Origin of the sequence: Sphingobium sp. YBL2, assembly GCF_000943805.1 — a bacterium.
Lineage (GTDB): Bacteria > Pseudomonadota > Alphaproteobacteria > Sphingomonadales > Sphingomonadaceae > Sphingobium > Sphingobium fuliginis.
On sequence record NZ_CP010957.1, the window covers coordinates 64,734 to 82,708 of the forward strand.

Genomic DNA, 17,975 nt, shown 5'->3' on the forward strand with positions numbered 1-17,975 from the left:
ATCAGCGGATAGTGGCTCCCGGCCCTCGGTTGACCTGAGGCTTTCAATAATAGTCTATCAGCATGATCTCGAGGGTGCGGCCATCGGCGAGGCCCAGTCTGACGACGCTGCCTGGTGCCCGAAAGCCGACGCGATCTCCAGGCGCGGGGTAGCCACGGCTGATCGCGCGGCCATCGACATTTACCAGGACATCGTTGCCGCGCAATCCGGCATGCCAGGCAGGACTGCCCGGGGCGACATGGGAGATGACAAGTCTCTGTTCTTCCCGTCGGCCGGAAATTCCCAGCCTGTCTCTCGGAATTGGCGAAGCGAGGACTTGCCTGTTTGCCGTCATGTCCATCGTCCTGGCGCCCAGGCTCAGAACGATGTGAAAGGCTTGGAACAATGGCCACCCGACGGATATGGGTTGCGCAAGCTTCCAGTTCTCCACAGCTTGCACCGGCACATCATGCCAAGCAAAGTCACCGATGCTCACGTTGCGGAGTGTAAACGCGATATTTGTCAGAACGCCTTCAAGGCCAATTGATACCGCGGTCGACTGGCGGCGTCCTTCAAACAAGCCGCGCTCTTTGGCAAACGCGGCGGACATCGTGACCGGCGTATCGCTGCCCAGGTCAAGCAGGCATCTTTCCTGTGTCATGCCTTCAATGGCCAGATCGATCGACGGAAAGGCCGCACGTTCGCCGCATAGCGGCAATCTGAGGCCGGGCCTGACATTCCGCCGTGGTCCGGGGGACGTCCAGCGAATGCGATCCCCGATAAAATCGATCTCCACATCGATCTTCTTCAGGACATCGCGTCCCACTATCAAGGGCAGTTGGCGGCGTGCCAACGCCTCTATGTCTGCCGTCTCGTAGCTATCGAACACGAAATCCTTCAAGATCGTGCCAGCCAATTCCATTGTCGCTGCCCGATAACTCACACCGGCGACACGACGTGTAAAGGACGTGACAGACGTCTCTCCCAGCGGCACCAATCCCAATTCCCTGGCCAGGCCGCTATTGATGATGGTCCGGGAGGTGCCACTGTCCACCAGCGCGGATATGATGGTGTTTTCCAGTTTCACAGGCGCGAAGATCATTCGACGCTCGGCAAGATCGAGCGCCTCCCATATTCCGTCGATGGCGCCGCCCGGACATGTTGCTGCTCTCGCCCTATGGATCGGCGATTTGCCCAAGAGCCATTTCAACACGCTGATTTCCCCCGCGCCATTCAATCTTTTTCGAGGTCCTATTGTCTACCGTATTGCCTGAATCAAATGAATATAATTGGGTGATTGAAGAGATATTATTGCGGTTATTTCGGCGCCTGGTTTTTGTCCGACTGAGCGGGCGGCCACGCCGATGGGCGGGTGACGGCATGACTGGAATCGATCAGCCGGCGTCTTGGAGAAACGCTTCTGCCAGCTTGATATTCGTCCCATGCCTTTCAGCCATTCTCTGCAAATCCCTGTGCAGAACTTCATCCCTGACCCGCGGCATCAGAGCCTGAAGCTTGCGTACAACCCAGGACTGGCCCCGATTCAGGAACAGCGTGCGCTCATGGGGGTCCACGATGTCCATCGCGCGACCATAAAATGCTCCCGTGCGACGGGAAGGAACAGCGCCCAGCTCTCGAATCTGCCGCGACAGCATGGCGCACCAATATGCCTCATCCGCCCGTATGATCCGCATCAATTCTGAGAAACGCACGTTCTCCGATCCACGTCCGCTGGCCAGGGCAACGCGAGCGCCAGCCCGCTCCGCTTCAAGCAGTTCGTTGAGAGCGGCGACAATTTCGTCGCGTGAAGCAAAGCCCATATATTGGTCATCGGCGCCGGCGCCGTAACATACCGGGGAGGAAGGCTCGTTCATCATATCGCGATCGCTGCTGCGGCATGGAGTCCGGCCCGGACACGGTCCATCACGCCGGGATCCGCCTTGGTGGAATGAACCATATAGGCCGAATAGGAAAATTCAGGACTACCCGCCACAACCGCGAGGCGTCCCTCCTCCAGATAGGGACGAATGAAACCTTTCCGGAAATAACCACTGCCGCCCGTTGCGAGGATATAATCCAGCGCCAGAGGGCCATAGCTGATCGACACGACCGCGTTGGGCTGATCAGGGAAGGCCGCCTGGTAGCTCGCCGCAAATTCTTCACCCCAGTCGATCTGGACATGGTCCTCGGGTTCAAGCCGCGCGTTGGTCGGGGTGGTCCGCACAAGCACCAGTTTCTCTTCGAAAAGAAGTTCGGCGATGATCCCGGGCCGGCTGGGTGCTGCGTAAAGCACGGCGACATCGAGTGTTCCGTCCTGAACCTGCTCCATCAGGCGTTCGGACGCATCTATATGCGTGCTTACGGCGATTTCGGCGCACTCGCGCCGCATCCATAACAGCCAGTGCCGCAGCAACGGGCTCCACAAGCTAAGCTCCGCCCCCACCGTGACCACTGTTTCACGACCCGGCGGGAGTGCGACTGCCCGTTGTGCGCGCGCCCACACTTGAACGAGGGTCGTGGCGAAACGAAGGAACTGTTCACCTGCCTGGGTCAGCTTTGCGCCTGCCTTGTTTCGGATGAATACAGGCCGATCGAGCTGCTCTTCCAGAACGCGAATGCGGGCGCTCACGGCGGTCTGCGTAAGATGCAGATTGTTCGCCGCGCCTACGAAGCTACCGGTCTTCACCACCTCGAGAAAAGTGCGGGCGATGCCGATGTCCATCTATGCCGATCCTTGCGGTTAATGCGCAATAATAATCATTTGCTTGATATGTGCCTAGCAGGGAGAAGATATGGCGACAAGGAGAGATCGCCGTGGCCGCAGCCACGTCCCCCATCGCGCCGACCGAGGTCAGCACCAGACCATGAAACACCCCGGACCCTTCTGGCATGAGCCGGCTCCCCCAGGCAGAATGGGTCGCTGGCTGGCCTTCGCACTGACGTTACTGACCATTGGCCTCGTTGCAGGCGTATATTATCTCCATCATCGGAACTTCATTGACGATGGGCTCCTGCCATCCATGATCTGCTTCATCGTGGCGGCGGCCATAGGTGCATTTGCGGCCTCTGATATCGGGAAGCAAAGACCGCGCCGCCCCTATGGAGATTGTGAGGAGGTCGCTCCTCCACCAGAATTGTACAACGTATGGCCCTTGACGTTCGGAGCCGATCCGGGCCGCTCGAAACCGGAAGCGGGCAACGGGGAGCAGGCATGAGCGGAAGCCATAGCCCAAGCCCATTTTTGCTCCTGGACGACTGGGGTTCGGCGTGCGCTGCTCTCCGCCCACCTCTTCTTGTCGGCGGCCATGACGGTCACGACCCGATGGCCACCATCGCCCTTGTGTCCGTAAAATGATTGTATTCAACAAGAAATAACATTCATTTGTTTGATCGCATTTGCTGGCGCACATTGGGGGCGGAAAAAGGAGGATTCATGACGATCCATCTCGGGCAGATCGCCCCCGACTTCGAGCAGGACAGCACGCACGGCCGCATCCGGTTCCATGAGTGGCTGGGATCGCATTGGGCCGTGCTATTCAGCCATCCCAAGAACTTCACGCCGGTCTGTACGACAGAGCTCGGCGAGGTCGCCAGGCTTCGTCCGGAATGGGACAAACGCAACGTCAAGCCCATCGGCCTCTCCGTTGATCCGGTCGAAGCCCATCGCAAGTGGGAAGAAGACATTCACGACACCCAGGGCGTCGCACTGGACTTCCCGATGATTGCCGACCCTGACGCTCGCGTCTCGAGGCTGTATGACATGATCCATCCGGAAAGCGATCCAGCCGTGACGGTCCGCTCCGTATTCGTGATCGACCCCTCCAAAAAGGTTCGGCTGATCCTCACCTATCCACCGAGCACGGGTCGGAATTTCCCGGAAATTCTGCGCGCGATCGATAGCCTCCAGCTCACAGATACCCGGAGCATTGCGACCCCGGTGAACTGGCTCCCGGGCGAACCCGTCGTGATTTCGCCAAAGCTTTCCCAAGAGGAGGCTAACCGGCAGTTCCCGCAAGGATACAAAACGCTCAAGCCCTATCTGCGGATTGTCGATCTCCATCAATAGGCAGGATGCTATGCTCCAAGAGGATGGAGACGCAAGGCCAGTTCCGGGGGACGGAGCCCTGCAATCTCTGTTTGAGAGCAATCGGGCCTGGGCGGAAGCCAAGACTCATGGTGATCCCACCTTCTTCACCCGTCTCGTGGACCAGCAGCGTCCGCGATACTTCTGGATCGGCTGCTCCGATAGCCGCGTGCCGGCAACCGAAATAGTCGACCTGGATCCAGGTGAAATGTTCGTGCATCGCAATGTAGCCAATCTCGCCCAAAGGGACGATCCCAGCCTGGCTGCGGCGCTGCAATTTGCCATCGAAATCCTCGAAGTTCATCATGTCATCGTGGTGGGTCACTATGGATGTGGCGGCATCCAGGCGGCGATGGCGACAGAGACTGAGGACGCGATCGGCCACTGGCTGGCTCCGATACGAGATCTGCATCAAAGCCAGTCGCGCAAAGCTGAAACCATTCCGGTCAGTCCAAATGAGCTCTGCGAACTCAATGTCAGGATGCAGGTCGAGGCCCTGGCTGCCAACCCGTTCGTGCGACGCGCCTGGGAACAATCAGGAGAACTGACTCTTCATGGATGGGTGTATGCCATCGGCGATGGCCGTCTGCGAAGGGTCTGCCCACCCGTCATCAATCCCTTCATTACCGAGCAGAGATGATGGCCGGCGATCATTTTACATGCCCTGGGCGGACATGATCGCGGACAATTTGGAACTCAAGGCGGCCATCGCGGCCTGTGTAGGCGCCACCGTTCCCAATCGGGGGCTGGATGCCCGGATTTCGTTAGCGGTTTTCCCAGGCTTGGGCGACCTCCCGAGAGTTGGTCCGGGCGTGTGGCGCCAGATTGATGGAACCCATGCTCGCGCCCTTCGATATTCGGCCTTGCAATCCGCAGCTGCGACGCTTGTGCCCCCCGGATGCTGGATCGAAACACATGGCCGTGAAATACATGTCCATGGAGAAAGCGGAGCGTGGGTCGGGATCCATGGGATACAAGCCATCGCCATCTGCATCGCCGCGCTTAAGGCACGGCTGCATGAGGAAAGCGGGCTGCATCGACTGTCATGATTGTCCCGCACGATCGGGTGAAATTGCGCGGATCCTTGTCCTCATGGCATGAAACGCGGATGAAGGGGACATGGCCAACGGCGAAACAAGGAACGGCCGCCCTCGCTGCCGCCGATCACCCGACAGATTTGCTCATCCCCGATCGCAAGATTATGCATTACGCTAATCAAGCCTATTCCGTTAGAACAATGAGACATTCACCGCGAGCAGACGTCCCGACGATGAGATCATGCAAATTCATTTCCGCCATCCTGATGTTGTCCGCAGTACCGGCGGCGCATGCGGAAGCCTCCGCGACGCGATCCTTCACTTTCGAGGGGTTGGAAAGCGACTATCAATGGTACGGCGATATGCAGCACGCCAAAGCGTCCCTGCTGCAGGCCGTGCCCATCGGAACGTCTTTTTGGGGTGCTCTCGAGATGCTCGAAAAAGCCGGGGCACGATGTTCCGGAGTGGCAGGCGACCCTCGATCGGCCAGATGTAGCAACGCTCAAAGGATCACCATCAACGACTATTATCCCGCCGATGCTATCTGGACGGTGGCGTTGCATCTGGAGGATGGAAAGGCGGACAATATTACCGTCACGCGTGATGTCGACGAAAGATGAGAAGGTCTCTGAGACAGAACGATGACTTCATTCCCCGATGGTTGACGCTTTCCAGCCTCCGCCTAGAGCCAGGAAAAGGGTGATCTGGTCGTTATTCACGGCTGCCCTGCCCTCGGCGGCAGCTTGCTCTGCAATCACAAGATCACGTTCCGCCTCGACTGCGGGTAGTTCGGCTATCTTGCCTCCGCGGCGCAGTTGCGTGATGCGTCGTGCCACGCGTTCGGCCTCCTCGCGCGCCTCATCCAGTTCCCGTTGCTGTTGCAAGCCCGCATCATAGCTGTTGAGCGCTGCCTCGACTTCGCGCAGAGCCTTGACCACCGCGCCGTCGAATGCGACGAGATCGGCGCTGCCTTGCGCCTGGGCGGCGGCGATCCGTGCACGCGCTGCGTGGCGGTTGAGCGTCCAGCCGATGAGAGGGCCAAATCCGAAACGATTGGTGAGTGGCGACAGAATATCGGCTACGGCGCCAGTCGATCCGGCCGAGGCACCCAGGCGGATATCGGGATATAGCGCCGCCGTCTCGACGCCGATGCGCGCAGTCGATGCCGCGAGGCGCCGTTCCGCCATGCGGATGTCAGGCCGGCGCTTTAGCAGTGCCTGTCCATCACCAACCGGCATCACCTGCGCCAGTTCCAGCGGTCGACGGCAATCGAGGAGTCCCATGTCCGCCTGGCTTGGCACCTTTCCCTGCAGCGCCGCTATGCGAAAGACGGCGTTGCGCCGACCGGCTGCGAGCCGGGGCAGGCGCGCCCTGTTGCCGGCGAGCGCCGCGCCCCGGCGATCCAACTCATAAGGCGCGGCACGACCGTTACGGACCAGCACCCCGGTGATCTGAATGCCTTTCTCCTGAAGTGCGATTGACCGCATCAGCACGTCAATCTGATAGCCACCGTTGCAAACGTCGGCATAAGCACGAGCGGTCTCCGCTGCCACATTGACCCGCGCCAGATCCCGCGCCGCAACAGCGGCTTCCATATCAGCACTGGCAGCCTCAATCCCGCGCTTGAGGCGTCCAAATAGATCAAGGTCATAGCTGACGCTGACACCTGCGTTGTAGATCTGGCGAACGGGGGGCTGAACGTGCTGCAGTTCTGCCTCGCCCGATCTTTGGGCATAGCTTGTCTCCGCGTTGAGACTGCCCTGAATTTCCCGGGACGAGCCGCGCGCGTCCAGCAGGGCAAGAGCGCGCTGCAGATTGGCTTCGGCCACGCGCAGGTCCGTGTTCGTTTCCAGCGCCTTTTCGATCAGCGCGTCGAGCGCTGGATTGTCATAAAGTTTCCACCAATGGTCAGGGAGAGGTTCCGCTTTCGTCGCAAGGGTGCCTGAAAGGAAAGGTTGGGCCGCGCCAGGGGCGTTGATCATCGCAGCGCGGGGCACATGGTAATCGGGCCCAACACTTGCACAACCGCCCAGCAGGACGACGAGACCAAGATAGTGCGCACCCCTTACCATGGCAGACTCCGGTGTGCGCTGCGTCCGTCCTTGCGGGGGTGGACGACGACGGTTGCAGTCTGACCGGGGATCATCCGCACCTGCGGGGGAATTTTGTCGATGGTGATCCGCACGGGAATGCGTTGCGCCAGTCGAACCCACGTGAAGGAGGGGTTCACATTGGCGAGTTGTCCGTCCGTACCCGCCCGTTCGCGGTCCTCAACGCCGCCAGCGATGCTCTGTACATGCCCCTGGATCTCGTCCGCAACGCCCATCAGATAAATGCTGGCGGGATCGCCAACGCGAATGGCAGGCAGCTTGGTTTCTTCAAAATAGCCCTCCACCCGCATCGACTTGTCGTAAACAAGTGCCAGCGCCGGCTTGCCTGCCGCAAGATAGACGCCTGGTTGCAAGGACATGTTCGCAACCGTGCCGTCAACCGGCGCGCGAACGAAAGTGCGATCGAGGTTGAAACGGGCCAGATTGCGGGCGGCGATCGCCTGACCGACACTGGCGCGCAGCTGGTCGACCCTCGCCCGTCCCTGCTCAATGGTTTCGGTTGCGATCACTTCGGTCATCGCATGGTTGCGCCGGTCTTCCCGGACCGCCTGCGCCAGCGCTGCCTGCTGGCTGGCCACATTCGCGCTCGCCTGCTCGAGCGCCAGCTGATAGCGCGGGCGATCGATCACGAGGAGGATATCACCCTTTCTGACGGGCTGATTATCGCTAACGCGCACTTCCGTCACGAGGCCACCCACGTCGGCAGCTATCGGAACCATGTCCGCGCGGACCTTGCCGTCCCGCGTGACAGGTTCAACCTGATAGCGCAACCAGAGGGCGTAGATCCCGCCGAGAATGACGAGGATGACGAGCAGCGTCACAATCGAGCGCAGAAGATTTTGGCGATGCAGCATATCAGGAAGCGAACCATCGATAGAGGAAGGCATCGGCAAGGGTGGACAACCCCCACCAGAACAGAATGAACAGGGCGAGCTCCAGCAGACTGGGATGCCAGAGCAGGCGATAGAAGGGCAATCGCTGCAACGGTGCGCGGAGCAGATAGACCAGTACGATCGCCAGCACGCCCCAAAGCAATGCGGCGGGCATATACACGCCGAGCAGATGGATTTCCTCGATCATGCCGTTGCTGCGATGGCCGGCGGCAAGGCGCCCGGGAACAGATTGCACCGCATGCCGACGAGTGCGCGAAGCGCCGGCCGTCGGAATTCGTCCATCGGCAGACCTAATAAGGCATGCAAGGCGCGGTCGATCGCTGCCAGGAGTGTCGGGGGTGGCGCGTCTGCCCTGCCTCCTCGCCAGCGCACGGAATAGAAGCGCGTCAGGCCCGCCAGCACGGCCCCGAGACTGTGCCGGGCATCGTGGGGCACATGGGACAGCGCCCTGCGCAGGGGGATGATGTTGCGCCCGATGCGCAGGTCGGCAAGGCCGTCGGCAGCATGCAGATCATCGCCCGGCGCGACGATCGCCATCCGGGCTGCGACCTGCCCCAGCCGATCGACCGCCATCGCCGTCCAGCGTTGAGGCGTGAATGGCCTGCGAATGTCCGCCAGCTGCGCCATGTCGGCCCAATTGGCGCGCAAGATGCGGCGTGCCGTCCAGAGCACATTGGCCGAACGGAACATCTTGGTGACCGCGAGTGTCGTCGCGATGCCGCCAAGCTGCGCCAGTCCGGTATTGATGAACAGGGCGAAGTCCGCCTGGAAACGTGCAAGGAAGCCCATGGCGACAATGAAGCAGGAAAACATCGGCAGCGCCTGCGGCGACCGCTTGGGATCCGCCTGCACATATCCCATCCACAGCAGGGCAGGCGCCAGCGTGATGATCAGCATTTCATAGCCATCCACCCGCGGCAAGATGACAAACAGGTAGAGGGCCGCCAGCGGGAAAGTCTTGAGCGTTGCCAGCAGATAGCGGCCGATGACTGGTGCCGGATCGTCCTGAGCCGCGAATGAACATGTGATGAGTGCGGCAAAGGCTGCAGTTGCAGACCCATTCGGCCAGGCAAGCAGGATCCAGACCGCGCAGTAGATCATGATTGCGGTCGCGGTTGCAAGACCCGCCAGAGCTGCCACGCCATGGTCGCGCGCAAGAGCAAAAGACGTCTGGGACAAAGTCTTGTCGCCGCCCCGCCCCGGCTTGCCGATCCTGTTGGCAAGTCTTCTGCTCGCAGCCATGGCAGTGAGAAATTCTGCCATCCGCGCGCAAGCACTCGCGGTCAGCAGGGAGGTCCAGCTTCCCTCGGATTCCGCATCTGCGGCCATGCGCTGGCATTCCCGGATCAGCGATGCGGCCTCGCCCGGCCTGCTCTCCTTGTCCGTCAGCCAGGCGGATATATCATCGAGCAACCGCGCCAGATCAGGACCAAGCGCCTGATCTGCCCGCAACAGATCGAGACGGTTCGCCGATGCCGATGCCAGTGGCAGGATATTGGCCAATTGTTGCTGAAGCGCTGTCACCCGGCGCCGGGTCGCGGGAGCCCACCGCTGGTCGAACGGCAGGTGTATCGCGATCATGCCAAGTTCGGTGACGTCCGCCGCCAGCATTCGGCGATGCTCATATTCGAGCTTGGTGTGCTGGCTTGAAAGCGCTTCGGCCGCCCACCGGCGCGCGTGCCCCAGAAAGGACTGGGCCCTTGCCCGGATGACCGGCGTTGCGCTCCACGGCTGGAACAGGGCGTGGACGGTAGTCACGCAAAGGATCGCGACCGTCATTTCCTCGACGCGCGCGATGGTTGTCTCGAAGATATTGGCGGGATCGTCCAGATAGGGGAAGCTGATCACAGCCGAACTGAAAGCTGCCATCTGGAACAGAAAGGCTCGAGGTGTTCGATCCAGAACTGCAAGATAAATACAAAAGCCCGTCCATGCGGCGAGGCACAAGACCAGCAATTCGGGAGAATTCTGCAGATTGGGAACAAGCAGGATGGTCGCCAGTGCGCCTGTTGCGATCCCACCCAAGCGATAAAAGACCTTCGGACGAAATGCGCCCGCCATGGGCTGCGCGGTCACATAGACCGTGAGAAGGGCCCACCAGGGCCGAGACAGGCTTGCCGAAAACGCGATCGCCAGCGTGATGGCTGCCGCGAGCAGGCTGCTCAGGGAAAAAAGCAGCTTCTGTGGATCGAGTTTAAACGAGGGAAGTTGCAGGCGTCTATTCGGGTCTGCGAGCGTAACCGTCATCTCTGGCAACCGTGACATGAGGGATTGTCACGTTCGAAAATGACCGTGCACCTGCCCCCTTCATGCCGGGCTGACTAATGATCTTCCTTGGCGATCCATAGATCAAAATATTGATGGTTGCCTGCAATAGTTTTGCGGCGAATTTGTGCAGGGTCGCTTCACTCCCATGATGCGGTCGATGAGGCCTGTTTCCGCCGAGGCACTTGCGTTGTTTTGATTACCCCGATCGATCCTGGCCATGCCCCGTCAACAGAAAGGTCGATATCGGGACAAGGACGAAAATGGACAGCATCAACTGTTCTTCCGTCATGATCCGGCGTCTGTGCAGGAAGAAGATGACATAAGCCGCGGCCGCCATGATGATGGTCCAGACTATGCCCCGCCAGGGCAAAGTGGGGCTTGGACTTGACGGCTTCATCCGCTGCCCTCTCCTGGACATCCTCTCCTGTCGGAACAGCATTCGAAGCGGTCTTTCACCATGACGGCCTGATGTCCGGTTTGGGCAAGCCAGGTTCATGACGCAAATGAATGTTTTTGCAGGATGACTACAAATATTATGATGTGCTTCAAGGCGATGCACGCAAACGCCATGGAGGGCAAAGGGGCGGAACTGACAATGTCATGGCCACTGCCTGCCTCCGCCCCGCCTTCGTTCAGGCTGCAAGCAACTCGTCTGCGGGACCAAAAAATTCATAGTGGATGCGCGTTGCCGGGACGCCCGCGAGCGACAGAGTGGAAACAGCATGGCGCAAGAAGGGGCGCGGCCCGCAAATATAATAATCCGCATCGTCAACCGGCGTGTTGCCGATCAGCCAGTCGTCCGTGATGATCCCTGCCACGTCATAGTCGCGACCTTCAACCTCGCCCGGAAGCGGATTCTGATGGAAATCTGTCACCTTGACCGATTTTCCCCTGGCAGCAAGCGCGCGGACATGGTCGCGCATCGCATGCGTCTTGTGGTCATGCGTGCCGTGGACATAATGGATGGGGAACTCAGACCCACCTTCGATGAGCGCCTCGAGCATGGCCACCATCGGGGTCAAACCCACACCGCCCGAAAGCAGGACCACCGGCCGCGTGACAGGATCGGCCAGAAAGAATTCGCCGGCGGGAGCAGCCACCTTGAGAACTGTCCCAGCCGCGGCTTCCTCGTGGAGCCAGCCGGATGCAAGCCCGTGAGGTTCGCGCTTGACGGAAATGCGATAGGTCCGCCCGTTGGGCGCCGCAGAGATTGAATAATTGCGCTTGAGCGGCGCCTGACCGGAAATCTCCAGCCAGAAAGTGAGATATTGGCCGGGCCTGTGCGCCATGACCGGACCACCGTCCACCGGGCGCAGCACGAACGAATGGATGACGCTGCTCTCGCGCACGACTTCTTCAACATGAAAATCGCGCCACCCATTCCAGCCCCCGGCCGTGTCCTTCTGCTCGGCGTAGATACGATTTTCCCGTGCGATCAGGATATTGGCGAGGAACCAATAGGCTTCTCCCCAGGCGCCCAAAATCTCGTCTGTCGCCGCGTCGCCCAGCACAGCCTTGATCGCCCCCAGCAGCGCCTCTGCAACATGAGGATAATGATCCGGCTTGATCTGCAGGCCGACATGCTTTTGCGCAATCCGTTCGACAGCCGGAGCAAGCGCGCCCAGATTATCGATGTTGCTGGCATAGGCCAGAATGGCGCCGGTCAAGGCACGAGGCTGCGAACCCGCATCGCCGTGATGCGACTGATTGAAAAGATCACGGATATCGGGATTCTGGAACATGCGCGCATACATTTCATGTACAATATCAAGCCCATGGGCCTCCAGCGCGGGAACGGTAGCTTTGACGAGCGCGATCGTCTGCTCGTTCAAGGGTTGTGACATCGATACCTCCTATGCTGCGGATTTGGGGTCGGGCGGTCGATCAGGAAAAGGCGCCTGATCGTAGAAATCGACTTGCATTTTCATGGGGCCGATTGGCTGGACAAAATGGGGCTGCCGGGGAAGCACCAGGCCAGGATTATCAGGCGTTAAAATTGCTTCTGAGGGCGGATCGAGGCAGATGAGCCGGACGCGCCCCTCAAGAACACGGATCAGCCCCCAGACGCCTTCCTTCGTGTCATGGCGCACGCGCAATGCCTTGGGCAGCGTATCCTGGTCGAATATGGGCGTGGACCGATAAGGGATCGGCTCAACCACGCAATGCGCTCCGGTTTGCACCTTGTTCTGTTGGCAGTCGGAAGAACATTGCAAGCTGCAGACTCTCGGCTATTCGCGCCGCCCGGGACTGGAGGGCCGCGGCCGCCCCCGCCGGCAACAACTCGTTCGTCGTCTGCTGCCAGAGCGCAAGCCAACGCTCGAACATCTCCGTCGTGATGGCATCTTTGTGTTTCAAATGAGCAGGAACGGGACGTCCCTTGTAACGTCCGGTGCCCAACATCACCGACGACCAGAAATCCGTCAATTTTTCAAGGTGGTGTGGCCAATCGTTGATCGCTTCGTTGAAGATGGGCCCCAGCTCAGGGTCCGTTCGCACGCGATTGTAGAAAGCGCCCACAAGTCGGGAGAGCTCTGCTTCGTCGATCCCGGAGACGTCTTCCACGACTCATTCTCCAATCATGCATCTTGGATGCATCTATACCGCCACTTTGAAAGATGCAAGTAAGAGGCCTATAATGGTCGGCCGCGCGACATTGGGAAACGGTCATGAAGCTGACCTTGTTCACCGACTATTCCATCCGGGTGCTGCTCTTTGTTTCCGCGCGGCCCGACCGCCTGTGTTCCATCGCTGAGATCGCTCGTGCCTACAGCATTTCGCAGAACCATCTCATGAAGGTCGTCAATGACCTTTCAAGGGCGGGATATCTCGAAAGCGTCCGCGGCCGGGGCGGAGGTATTCGTCTGGGCAAGCCGCCCGGCGAGATCAACATGGGTGCGCTGGTCCGTCACACCGAAGAAGGATTTGATCTGGTCGATTGCGCTAGCTGCGCCATTGCACCTCTTTGCGGGATGACAGCTGTGCTCAAGGAAGCGGTGTCCGCCTTCCTCTTGGTGCTGGACAGCTATTCTCTCGCCGATCTCATGACGAAACGCCGGTTGGGGGACGGCTGGCTGCCAGCCGCATCATCCTCCCTGCCGGACCCTCTGGCCGAGACGCAAGCTGTCCCCCGGCCATTGCCCTGACGCCAATCTCGGCAGGAATTTGCCAGCAAAGACCCGGCTTGCTGCGCTCAGCATGCGATTGTCGGGTTCCAACTTCAACAACGACGAATTGAACGCCATGTCCTGGCGCTCGTACAAGCATTGATTCCATCCGTCGCGGGTCGCGCGCTTCTCACCCCTGGGATGATTGCTTTTCAAATTGATGAAATCTACGCGGATGCACGGTCCGGCATTTGAGCCATGGGCCACCCACTCCTGGCAAACGTAAATTCCCTGGTTTACGCTTGTCGGGAGACCAGTGCAGGCGGAGGGAGCGGAGACATTTTTGCTGATGCCTGACCCTTGCGGTCCTCCATCATCGCGCAGCACCCATGAACGCTCACAGCATCGACAGCGCCTTCCTTCGGGCGGCCGCTTCAATCGGCCAGGCTATGTTGAGTAGCGGGCTTCCATAAGATCCAGTTCCCGCACCAGCCGGCGCGCAGCCTCGCTCCCCAGCTCGCGCCGCCGCACGAGGCGATATAGCTGCGCGCGCTCGGCCCTGAGCGCCGCCAGTCTCATCTCGCGCTCAATTCCCTCCAGCTGTCTCCCGCGTCCCCCATTGGCTGTTGCGGACTGACGCGCCTCGATCCGGGCGCGATAGCTCTCCATGATCCGGGCCGCCACGGCGACATAGAGATCAGCGTCAGTTCGTCCATCCGCCATATTATGCTGTGCCCGCTCGATCGCTGCGATGGCGGCCTCCGCCGCAGAGATCCGGGCTGCGTCGATCTCCGCCACCTGCGACGCCTCGGCTGGCATCGCCAGGCCCCGCAACAATAGCGGCAAGCCGATGCTTGCCGCGATCAACGAAATGATGATGACCCCCATGGCGAGGAAAATGGCCAGGTCGCGTGCAGGAAAATCCGTCCCGTCGGTCATCGTGAGCGGCAGCGTGAGGACGCCCGCCAAGGTAATCGCACCGCGCACGCCTGCGAACGACATGGCGGCAACGAGCCTCCAATTGGGCGTTTGTCGCCAATCGCGCGCCCGGAAGAAGGTCAAACGGAAGGAGAGCCACACCCACAGGAAACGCAGGCCCGCGAGACCGACATTGATCGCGAGCACATAGATTGCGAGCCACCAGGGTTCGTGATGGCCGGCCTGCCGGACTGTATCGGCCGCGCCGGCAAGAATCCCGGGTAGCTGTTCGCCAAGCAGCACGAAGATGACGCCGTTGGCGGTGAACTGGATCGTATCCCATACCGTGTTGCGGCGAATCCGTGTCGTTGCTTCCAGCTCGCCCGTCGATTCGACAAATCCCATGGTGAGACCGGCAGCGACCGCAGCGAGGATACCTGAGCAGTGCAAGTGCTCAGCGAGCAGATAGGCGCCAAAAGGAATGAGCAGGCTGATGAGGATCTGCGCGCCGCCTTCTTCGCCGAGCCTGCGGCTGACCCAGTTCTTGGCGCGCGACACCATCCAGGTGAGGCCCGTGCCGACGGCGATTCCGCCAAATGCCACCCACAGGAAATTCAGCGCCGCCTCGTGAATCGTGAAGGCGCCGGTCAGGGCCGCGGCGATGGCAAAGCGAAGACAGACGAGGCCGGAAGCGTCGTTGAGGAGCGATTCTCCCTCCAGAATGTGCATCATGCGCTTGGGGATCGGTACACGTTGAGCAATCGCCGAGACGGCGATCGGGTCGGTCGGCGAAACGACAGCGGCAAGGGCGAAGGCCACCGCGAGCGGTATCGAGGGGATCATCCAGTGAATGAACCATCCCATGCCGACGACGGTGAAGACAACGAGCCCGAGCGCCAGCTCGATGACAGTCTTTCCGTCCTTGAACAGTTCCTCTCGCGGGATGCGCCAACCATCGAGGAAGAGCAGCGGCGGCAGGAACAGCAGAAAGAAGATCTCGGGATCGAGCGTCACGCGCCAGTCGGCGGTGAGGCCGATCACGGCACCGAGCGCGATCTGGAAGAGCGGCCGAGGCAACGGCAACGGCACGGCGCGCGATACGATGCCGCTGATGATGACCGCGAGCAGAAGGAGCAAAATGATCGTGATGGTTTCCAAGGCGTGTTCCGCGTTGTGGGAGGCAGATGCGAGGGATCAGTGCTTGCGCACGAATTCCGCTCGAAGGACAAGACCCTTGATGCCCTCATAACGGCAGTCAATCTCCTGGGCATCTCCTGTGAGCCGGATCGACTTGATGACGGTCCCCTTCCGAAGGGTCTGACCCGCCCCTTTGACCTTAAGATCCTTGATCGTTATGACGCTATCGCCATCCGCGAGCAGATTTCCGACAGAGTCCCGTACCTCGATCCGGTCAAGCGCTGCGGCCCGCGTGGCCGCGTCAGCGGCGCTTACCCATTCGCCCGTAGCTTCATCATAGACATAATCGTCGTTGTCATCGGTCATTGGCATGATCCTGTAGGCTGTTGATCAGTGGAGGCGCATCCGGCTTGCCGGCGGCGCGGCTGTGATTGCGGCGGCCACGCGCAACGCTTCGGGCAGGTCCGCGCTGTGGATGAGGCGCCGGCTCTGGACCCCGAGCGCGCCGCGCTCCAGCATCGCCATGGGTTGGGCCTGAACGCCGGAAAGGATGATTTGCGTGCCTGTCGCCGCAGCCCGGGCGACAATCTCGCCAATCGTGGCCACACCGCTTGCATCGAGCAGCGGAACCCGTCGCATCCGCAGAATGATGACCTGCGGGACAGGACCGATGCGACGCAGCGTATCGAGCAGCTCATTGGCCACGCCAAAGAAGATCGGTCCGTCGATCCGGAATATCTCGACGCCATCTGGCAGTGCCACACGCTGGTCGATTTCCTCGTTCTCATCCTCGCGGGAGGAAGCCTGCCGGTCGCTCGCTATCTCGACGGTACGGCTCATACGCATCATGAAGACCAGCGAGGCCAGCGTCACGCCGACGCCAATGGCGACGGTCAAATCGACCAGCACCGTCAGGAAGAAGGTCAGCAGCAGCAGCGCGCGATCTCCGTTGGGCATCCTCAGCAGCTGGATGAACCGGTGATGTTCGCTCATGCCCCATGCGACCATGAACAGGATCGCCGCCAGCGCGGCCAGCGGCACATAGGCCATGAGACGGGACGCGAAGAGCATGAAGAGCAGCAGGAATACCGCATGCAACATTCCGGCAATTGGCGTAATGCCGCCGGCCCTGATATTGGTGGCGGTGCGGGCGATCGCACCGGTCGCGGGCAACCCGCCCAGCAACGCCGAAGCCAGATTGGCGACACCTTGGCCGACCAGTTCCTGGCCGGAACGATGCCGGGAACCGATCATGCCATCAGCGACGACCGCAGACAGGAGGGCCTCGATGCCGGCCAGAAAGGCTATGGTGAACGCGGACGGTATCAGCGACTGTATCTTGAGAAGCGAAATGTCGGGCAGCGCAGGAGCGGGCAATCCCGTCGGCAAGTCGGGAAATCGCGATCCGATTGTCTCGACCGGCAAGTGCAGCAGCGTCACGACAGCGGATGCGGCAAGAACGGCGATCAGGAACCCCGGCAAGCGCGGCGCCCATTTGCGCAAGGAGATGATCAGCGCCAATGACCCCGCGCCTATGGCCAAAGCCCCGATTTCAACGCTGCCCAGCGCCCTGAAATAGGCGCCCCATCGGGGAAGGAAATCGGCCGGCACTTGGGCCATGGACAGTCCAAGGAAATCCTTGACCTGACTCGATGCAATGATCACCGCGATGCCCGCAGTGAACCCGGTGATCACCGGCTGCGGAATGAAGCGCACCAGGTTGCCAAGGCCAGCGTAGCCCGCTCCAATCAGAATGAACCCCGCCATCAGGGTGGCAAGAACAAGTCCATCCAGCCCGTGCTGCGCGATCACGTTGAACACGACGACCACGAAAGCGCCGGTCGGTCCGCCGATCTGGACGCGCGATCCGCCCAGCAGAGATATGAGGAACCCTGCGACGACTGCGGTCACAAGCCCTTTGTCAGGCGAGGCCCCGCTGGCAATTGCAAGCGCCATGGCAAGCGGCAATGCGACGATAGCGACGGTCAGGCCCGCCAAGGCGTCCCGGCGGAAATCCACTGGCGTATAGCCTTCGTGCAGAACCGTGATCAGCTTGGGCGTGAAGGCAATGCGCCGTGCGTCACCGGGCATTGTCGTCACTGTCCGGCTCCTCAGCCTGGTCGAACAGAAGAGACGGGACGCGCCGGGGCCCCTTGCCGGCGGCCGTTTCCTTGAGGCGTACGCCGCGTCCTGCCCCGCTGCTCGGTGCATTTTCACCGATGATCTCGATACCGGCTGCTTCCAGCGCGTTGATGACTTTCACCAGCGTGTCGACGACGCTCCGCACCTGGCCCTCGGAGGCCTCCATCCGCTGGATGGTTGGAAGCGAAACGCCTGAGAGGGCAGCAAGACCGCGCTGGTCGAGGCCCAGGAGGGCGCGTGCGGCACGCATTTGCTGCGATGTGATCAACGAAACCTCCATGATGTTTAAGACATCAAATTAC

Annotated in this window: 21 protein-coding genes; 6 read left to right on the forward strand and 15 right to left on the reverse strand. The window is 60.6% G+C overall.

Annotated elements, in window-relative coordinates; genetic code table 11:
• Positions 1 to 43 precede the first annotated feature (43 nt).
• The 3 genes from TZ53_RS23870 to TZ53_RS23880 all read right to left on the reverse strand — a co-directional run bounded on the left by TZ53_RS23870 (position 44) and on the right by TZ53_RS23880 (position 2,701).
• The gene (locus TZ53_RS23870) at positions 44 to 1,192 is read right to left on the reverse strand and encodes an aspartyl protease family protein (protein ID WP_238320213.1); all 1,149 of its coding nucleotides are present in this window, start codon (positions 1,190 to 1,192) and stop codon (positions 44 to 46) included.
• A 181-nt stretch (positions 1,193 to 1,373) separates the two neighbouring features.
• A complete protein-coding gene (locus TZ53_RS23875; RefSeq protein WP_044663395.1) occupies positions 1,374 to 1,856 on the reverse strand; it encodes a DUF6306 domain-containing protein in 483 nt (160 codons plus the stop codon).
• On the reverse strand, positions 1,853 to 2,701 hold the full coding sequence (locus TZ53_RS23880; protein WP_044663396.1) for a LysR family transcriptional regulator: 849 nt from the start codon (positions 2,699 to 2,701) through the stop codon (positions 1,853 to 1,855). Before TZ53_RS23880 ends, TZ53_RS23875 begins: the two co-directional genes overlap by 4 nt.
• 190 nt (positions 2,702 to 2,891) lie before the next feature.
• Here TZ53_RS23880 and TZ53_RS27000 point away from each other — a divergent pair, with 190 nt between their 5' ends.
• The 5 genes from TZ53_RS27000 (at position 2,892) to TZ53_RS23905 (ending at position 5,720) form a co-directional block, all read left to right on the forward strand.
• Complete coding sequence (locus TZ53_RS27000) at positions 2,892 to 3,194, forward strand: hypothetical protein (protein ID WP_157009866.1); 303 nt, start codon at positions 2,892 to 2,894, stop codon at positions 3,192 to 3,194.
• Positions 3,195 to 3,412: 218 nt separating this feature from the next.
• Positions 3,413 to 4,045, forward strand: a complete 633-nt coding sequence (locus TZ53_RS23890) for a peroxiredoxin (protein ID WP_044663398.1) — start codon at positions 3,413 to 3,415, stop codon at positions 4,043 to 4,045.
• Positions 4,046 to 4,055: 10 nt separating this feature from the next.
• On the forward strand, positions 4,056 to 4,703 hold the full coding sequence (locus TZ53_RS23895) for a carbonic anhydrase (protein WP_052628281.1): 648 nt from the start codon (positions 4,056 to 4,058) through the stop codon (positions 4,701 to 4,703).
• Positions 4,704 to 4,737: 34 nt separating this feature from the next.
• Complete coding sequence (locus TZ53_RS27295) at positions 4,738 to 5,112, forward strand: hypothetical protein (RefSeq protein ID WP_084694458.1); 375 nt, start codon at positions 4,738 to 4,740, stop codon at positions 5,110 to 5,112.
• 59 nt (positions 5,113 to 5,171) lie between these two features.
• Positions 5,172 to 5,720 carry a hypothetical protein gene (locus TZ53_RS23905; protein ID WP_052628282.1) on the forward strand — a complete coding sequence of 183 codons (549 nt, stop codon included), beginning with the start codon at positions 5,172 to 5,174 and terminating at the stop codon, positions 5,718 to 5,720.
• A gap of 27 nt (positions 5,721 to 5,747) precedes the next feature.
• On the opposite strand, the gene TZ53_RS23910 is transcribed toward TZ53_RS23905, so the two are convergent.
• The 8 genes from TZ53_RS23910 to TZ53_RS23940 all read right to left on the reverse strand — a co-directional run bounded on the left by TZ53_RS23910 (position 5,748) and on the right by TZ53_RS23940 (position 12,934).
• Positions 5,748 to 7,172: an efflux transporter outer membrane subunit gene (locus TZ53_RS23910; RefSeq protein WP_044663400.1), complete on the reverse strand. Its 1,425-nt coding sequence runs from the start codon at positions 7,170 to 7,172 to the stop codon at positions 5,748 to 5,750.
• Positions 7,166 to 8,065: an efflux RND transporter periplasmic adaptor subunit gene (locus TZ53_RS23915; RefSeq protein ID WP_044663401.1), complete on the reverse strand. Its 900-nt coding sequence runs from the start codon at positions 8,063 to 8,065 to the stop codon at positions 7,166 to 7,168. Before TZ53_RS23915 ends, TZ53_RS23910 begins: the two co-directional genes overlap by 7 nt.
• Before the next feature lies 1 nt (position 8,066).
• Positions 8,067 to 8,291 (reverse strand): DUF1656 domain-containing protein, encoded by a 225-nt coding sequence (locus TZ53_RS23920; protein ID WP_044663402.1) that lies wholly within the window; start codon positions 8,289 to 8,291, stop codon positions 8,067 to 8,069.
• Complete coding sequence (locus tag TZ53_RS23925) at positions 8,288 to 10,351, reverse strand: FUSC family protein (protein WP_044663403.1); 2,064 nt, start codon at positions 10,349 to 10,351, stop codon at positions 8,288 to 8,290. Before TZ53_RS23925 ends, TZ53_RS23920 begins: the two co-directional genes overlap by 4 nt.
• Before the next feature lie 217 nt (positions 10,352 to 10,568).
• Entirely contained in the window at positions 10,569 to 10,709 is a 141-nt protein-coding gene (locus TZ53_RS27005; RefSeq protein WP_157009867.1) for a hypothetical protein, read from the reverse strand.
• A gap of 295 nt (positions 10,710 to 11,004) precedes the next feature.
• Complete coding sequence (gene hmpA, locus TZ53_RS23935; protein ID WP_044663404.1) at positions 11,005 to 12,216, reverse strand: NO-inducible flavohemoprotein; 1,212 nt, start codon at positions 12,214 to 12,216, stop codon at positions 11,005 to 11,007.
• Between the two features lie 9 nt (positions 12,217 to 12,225).
• Positions 12,226 to 12,531 (reverse strand): DUF1971 domain-containing protein, encoded by a 306-nt coding sequence (locus tag TZ53_RS26450; protein WP_084694432.1) that lies wholly within the window; start codon positions 12,529 to 12,531, stop codon positions 12,226 to 12,228.
• On the reverse strand, positions 12,524 to 12,934 hold the full coding sequence (locus TZ53_RS23940; RefSeq protein ID WP_044663405.1) for a group III truncated hemoglobin: 411 nt from the start codon (positions 12,932 to 12,934) through the stop codon (positions 12,524 to 12,526). Before TZ53_RS23940 ends, TZ53_RS26450 begins: the two co-directional genes overlap by 8 nt.
• A 104-nt stretch (positions 12,935 to 13,038) precedes the next feature.
• Here TZ53_RS23940 and TZ53_RS23945 point away from each other — a divergent pair, with 104 nt between their 5' ends.
• On the forward strand, positions 13,039 to 13,515 hold the full coding sequence (locus TZ53_RS23945; protein ID WP_084694433.1) for an Rrf2 family transcriptional regulator: 477 nt from the start codon (positions 13,039 to 13,041) through the stop codon (positions 13,513 to 13,515).
• A gap of 408 nt (positions 13,516 to 13,923) precedes the next feature.
• Here TZ53_RS23945 and TZ53_RS23950 read toward each other — a convergent pair whose 3' ends face one another.
• The 4 genes from TZ53_RS23950 to TZ53_RS23965 are packed head-to-tail and all read right to left on the reverse strand — an operon-like array spanning position 13,924 to position 17,941.
• The gene (locus TZ53_RS23950; protein WP_044663406.1) at positions 13,924 to 15,552 is read right to left on the reverse strand and encodes a Na+/H+ antiporter; all 1,629 of its coding nucleotides are present in this window, start codon (positions 15,550 to 15,552) and stop codon (positions 13,924 to 13,926) included.
• Positions 15,553 to 15,588: 36 nt separating this feature from the next.
• Positions 15,589 to 15,897 (reverse strand): alkylphosphonate utilization protein, encoded by a 309-nt coding sequence (locus tag TZ53_RS23955; RefSeq protein ID WP_044663407.1) that lies wholly within the window; start codon positions 15,895 to 15,897, stop codon positions 15,589 to 15,591.
• Between the two features lie 24 nt (positions 15,898 to 15,921).
• A complete protein-coding gene (locus TZ53_RS23960) occupies positions 15,922 to 17,622 on the reverse strand; it encodes a SulP family inorganic anion transporter (RefSeq protein WP_044663408.1) in 1,701 nt (566 codons plus the stop codon).
• The gene (locus tag TZ53_RS23965) at positions 17,612 to 17,941 is read right to left on the reverse strand and encodes a helix-turn-helix domain-containing protein (RefSeq protein WP_044663578.1); all 330 of its coding nucleotides are present in this window, start codon (positions 17,939 to 17,941) and stop codon (positions 17,612 to 17,614) included. Before TZ53_RS23965 ends, TZ53_RS23960 begins: the two co-directional genes overlap by 11 nt.
• Positions 17,942 to 17,975: the final 34 nt, after the last annotated feature.

Excerpts from the sequence above, each read along its gene's own strand:
- TZ53_RS23875 (WP_044663395.1), bottom strand. The coding sequence starts at position 1,856 with ATGATGAACGAGCCTTCCTCCCCGGTATGTTACGGCGCCGGCGCCGAT.
- TZ53_RS23880 (WP_044663396.1), bottom strand. The coding sequence starts at position 2,701 with ATGGACATCGGCATCGCCCGCACTTTTCTCGAGGTGGTGAAGACCGGT.
- TZ53_RS27000 (WP_157009866.1), top strand. The coding sequence starts at position 2,892 with ATGGGTCGCTGGCTGGCCTTCGCACTGACGTTACTGACCATTGGCCTC.
- TZ53_RS23890 (WP_044663398.1), top strand. The coding sequence starts at position 3,413 with ATGACGATCCATCTCGGGCAGATCGCCCCCGACTTCGAGCAGGACAGC.
- TZ53_RS23895 (WP_052628281.1), top strand. The coding sequence starts at position 4,056 with ATGCTCCAAGAGGATGGAGACGCAAGGCCAGTTCCGGGGGACGGAGCC.
- TZ53_RS27295 (WP_084694458.1), top strand. The coding sequence starts at position 4,738 with ATGATCGCGGACAATTTGGAACTCAAGGCGGCCATCGCGGCCTGTGTA.
- TZ53_RS23905 (WP_052628282.1), top strand. The coding sequence starts at position 5,172 with ATGAAGGGGACATGGCCAACGGCGAAACAAGGAACGGCCGCCCTCGCT.
- TZ53_RS23910 (WP_044663400.1), bottom strand. The coding sequence starts at position 7,172 with ATGGTAAGGGGTGCGCACTATCTTGGTCTCGTCGTCCTGCTGGGCGGT.
- TZ53_RS23915 (WP_044663401.1), bottom strand. The coding sequence starts at position 8,065 with ATGCTGCATCGCCAAAATCTTCTGCGCTCGATTGTGACGCTGCTCGTC.
- TZ53_RS23920 (WP_044663402.1), bottom strand. The coding sequence starts at position 8,291 with ATGATCGAGGAAATCCATCTGCTCGGCGTGTATATGCCCGCCGCATTG.
- TZ53_RS23925 (WP_044663403.1), bottom strand. The coding sequence starts at position 10,351 with ATGACGGTTACGCTCGCAGACCCGAATAGACGCCTGCAACTTCCCTCG.
- TZ53_RS27005 (WP_157009867.1), bottom strand. The coding sequence starts at position 10,709 with ATGGCGGCCGCGGCTTATGTCATCTTCTTCCTGCACAGACGCCGGATC.
- hmpA (WP_044663404.1), bottom strand. The coding sequence starts at position 12,216 with ATGTCACAACCCTTGAACGAGCAGACGATCGCGCTCGTCAAAGCTACC.
- TZ53_RS23945 (WP_084694433.1), top strand. The coding sequence starts at position 13,039 with ATGAAGCTGACCTTGTTCACCGACTATTCCATCCGGGTGCTGCTCTTT.
- TZ53_RS23955 (WP_044663407.1), bottom strand. The coding sequence starts at position 15,897 with ATGACCGATGACAACGACGATTATGTCTATGATGAAGCTACGGGCGAA.
- TZ53_RS23960 (WP_044663408.1), bottom strand. The coding sequence starts at position 17,622 with ATGCCCGGTGACGCACGGCGCATTGCCTTCACGCCCAAGCTGATCACG.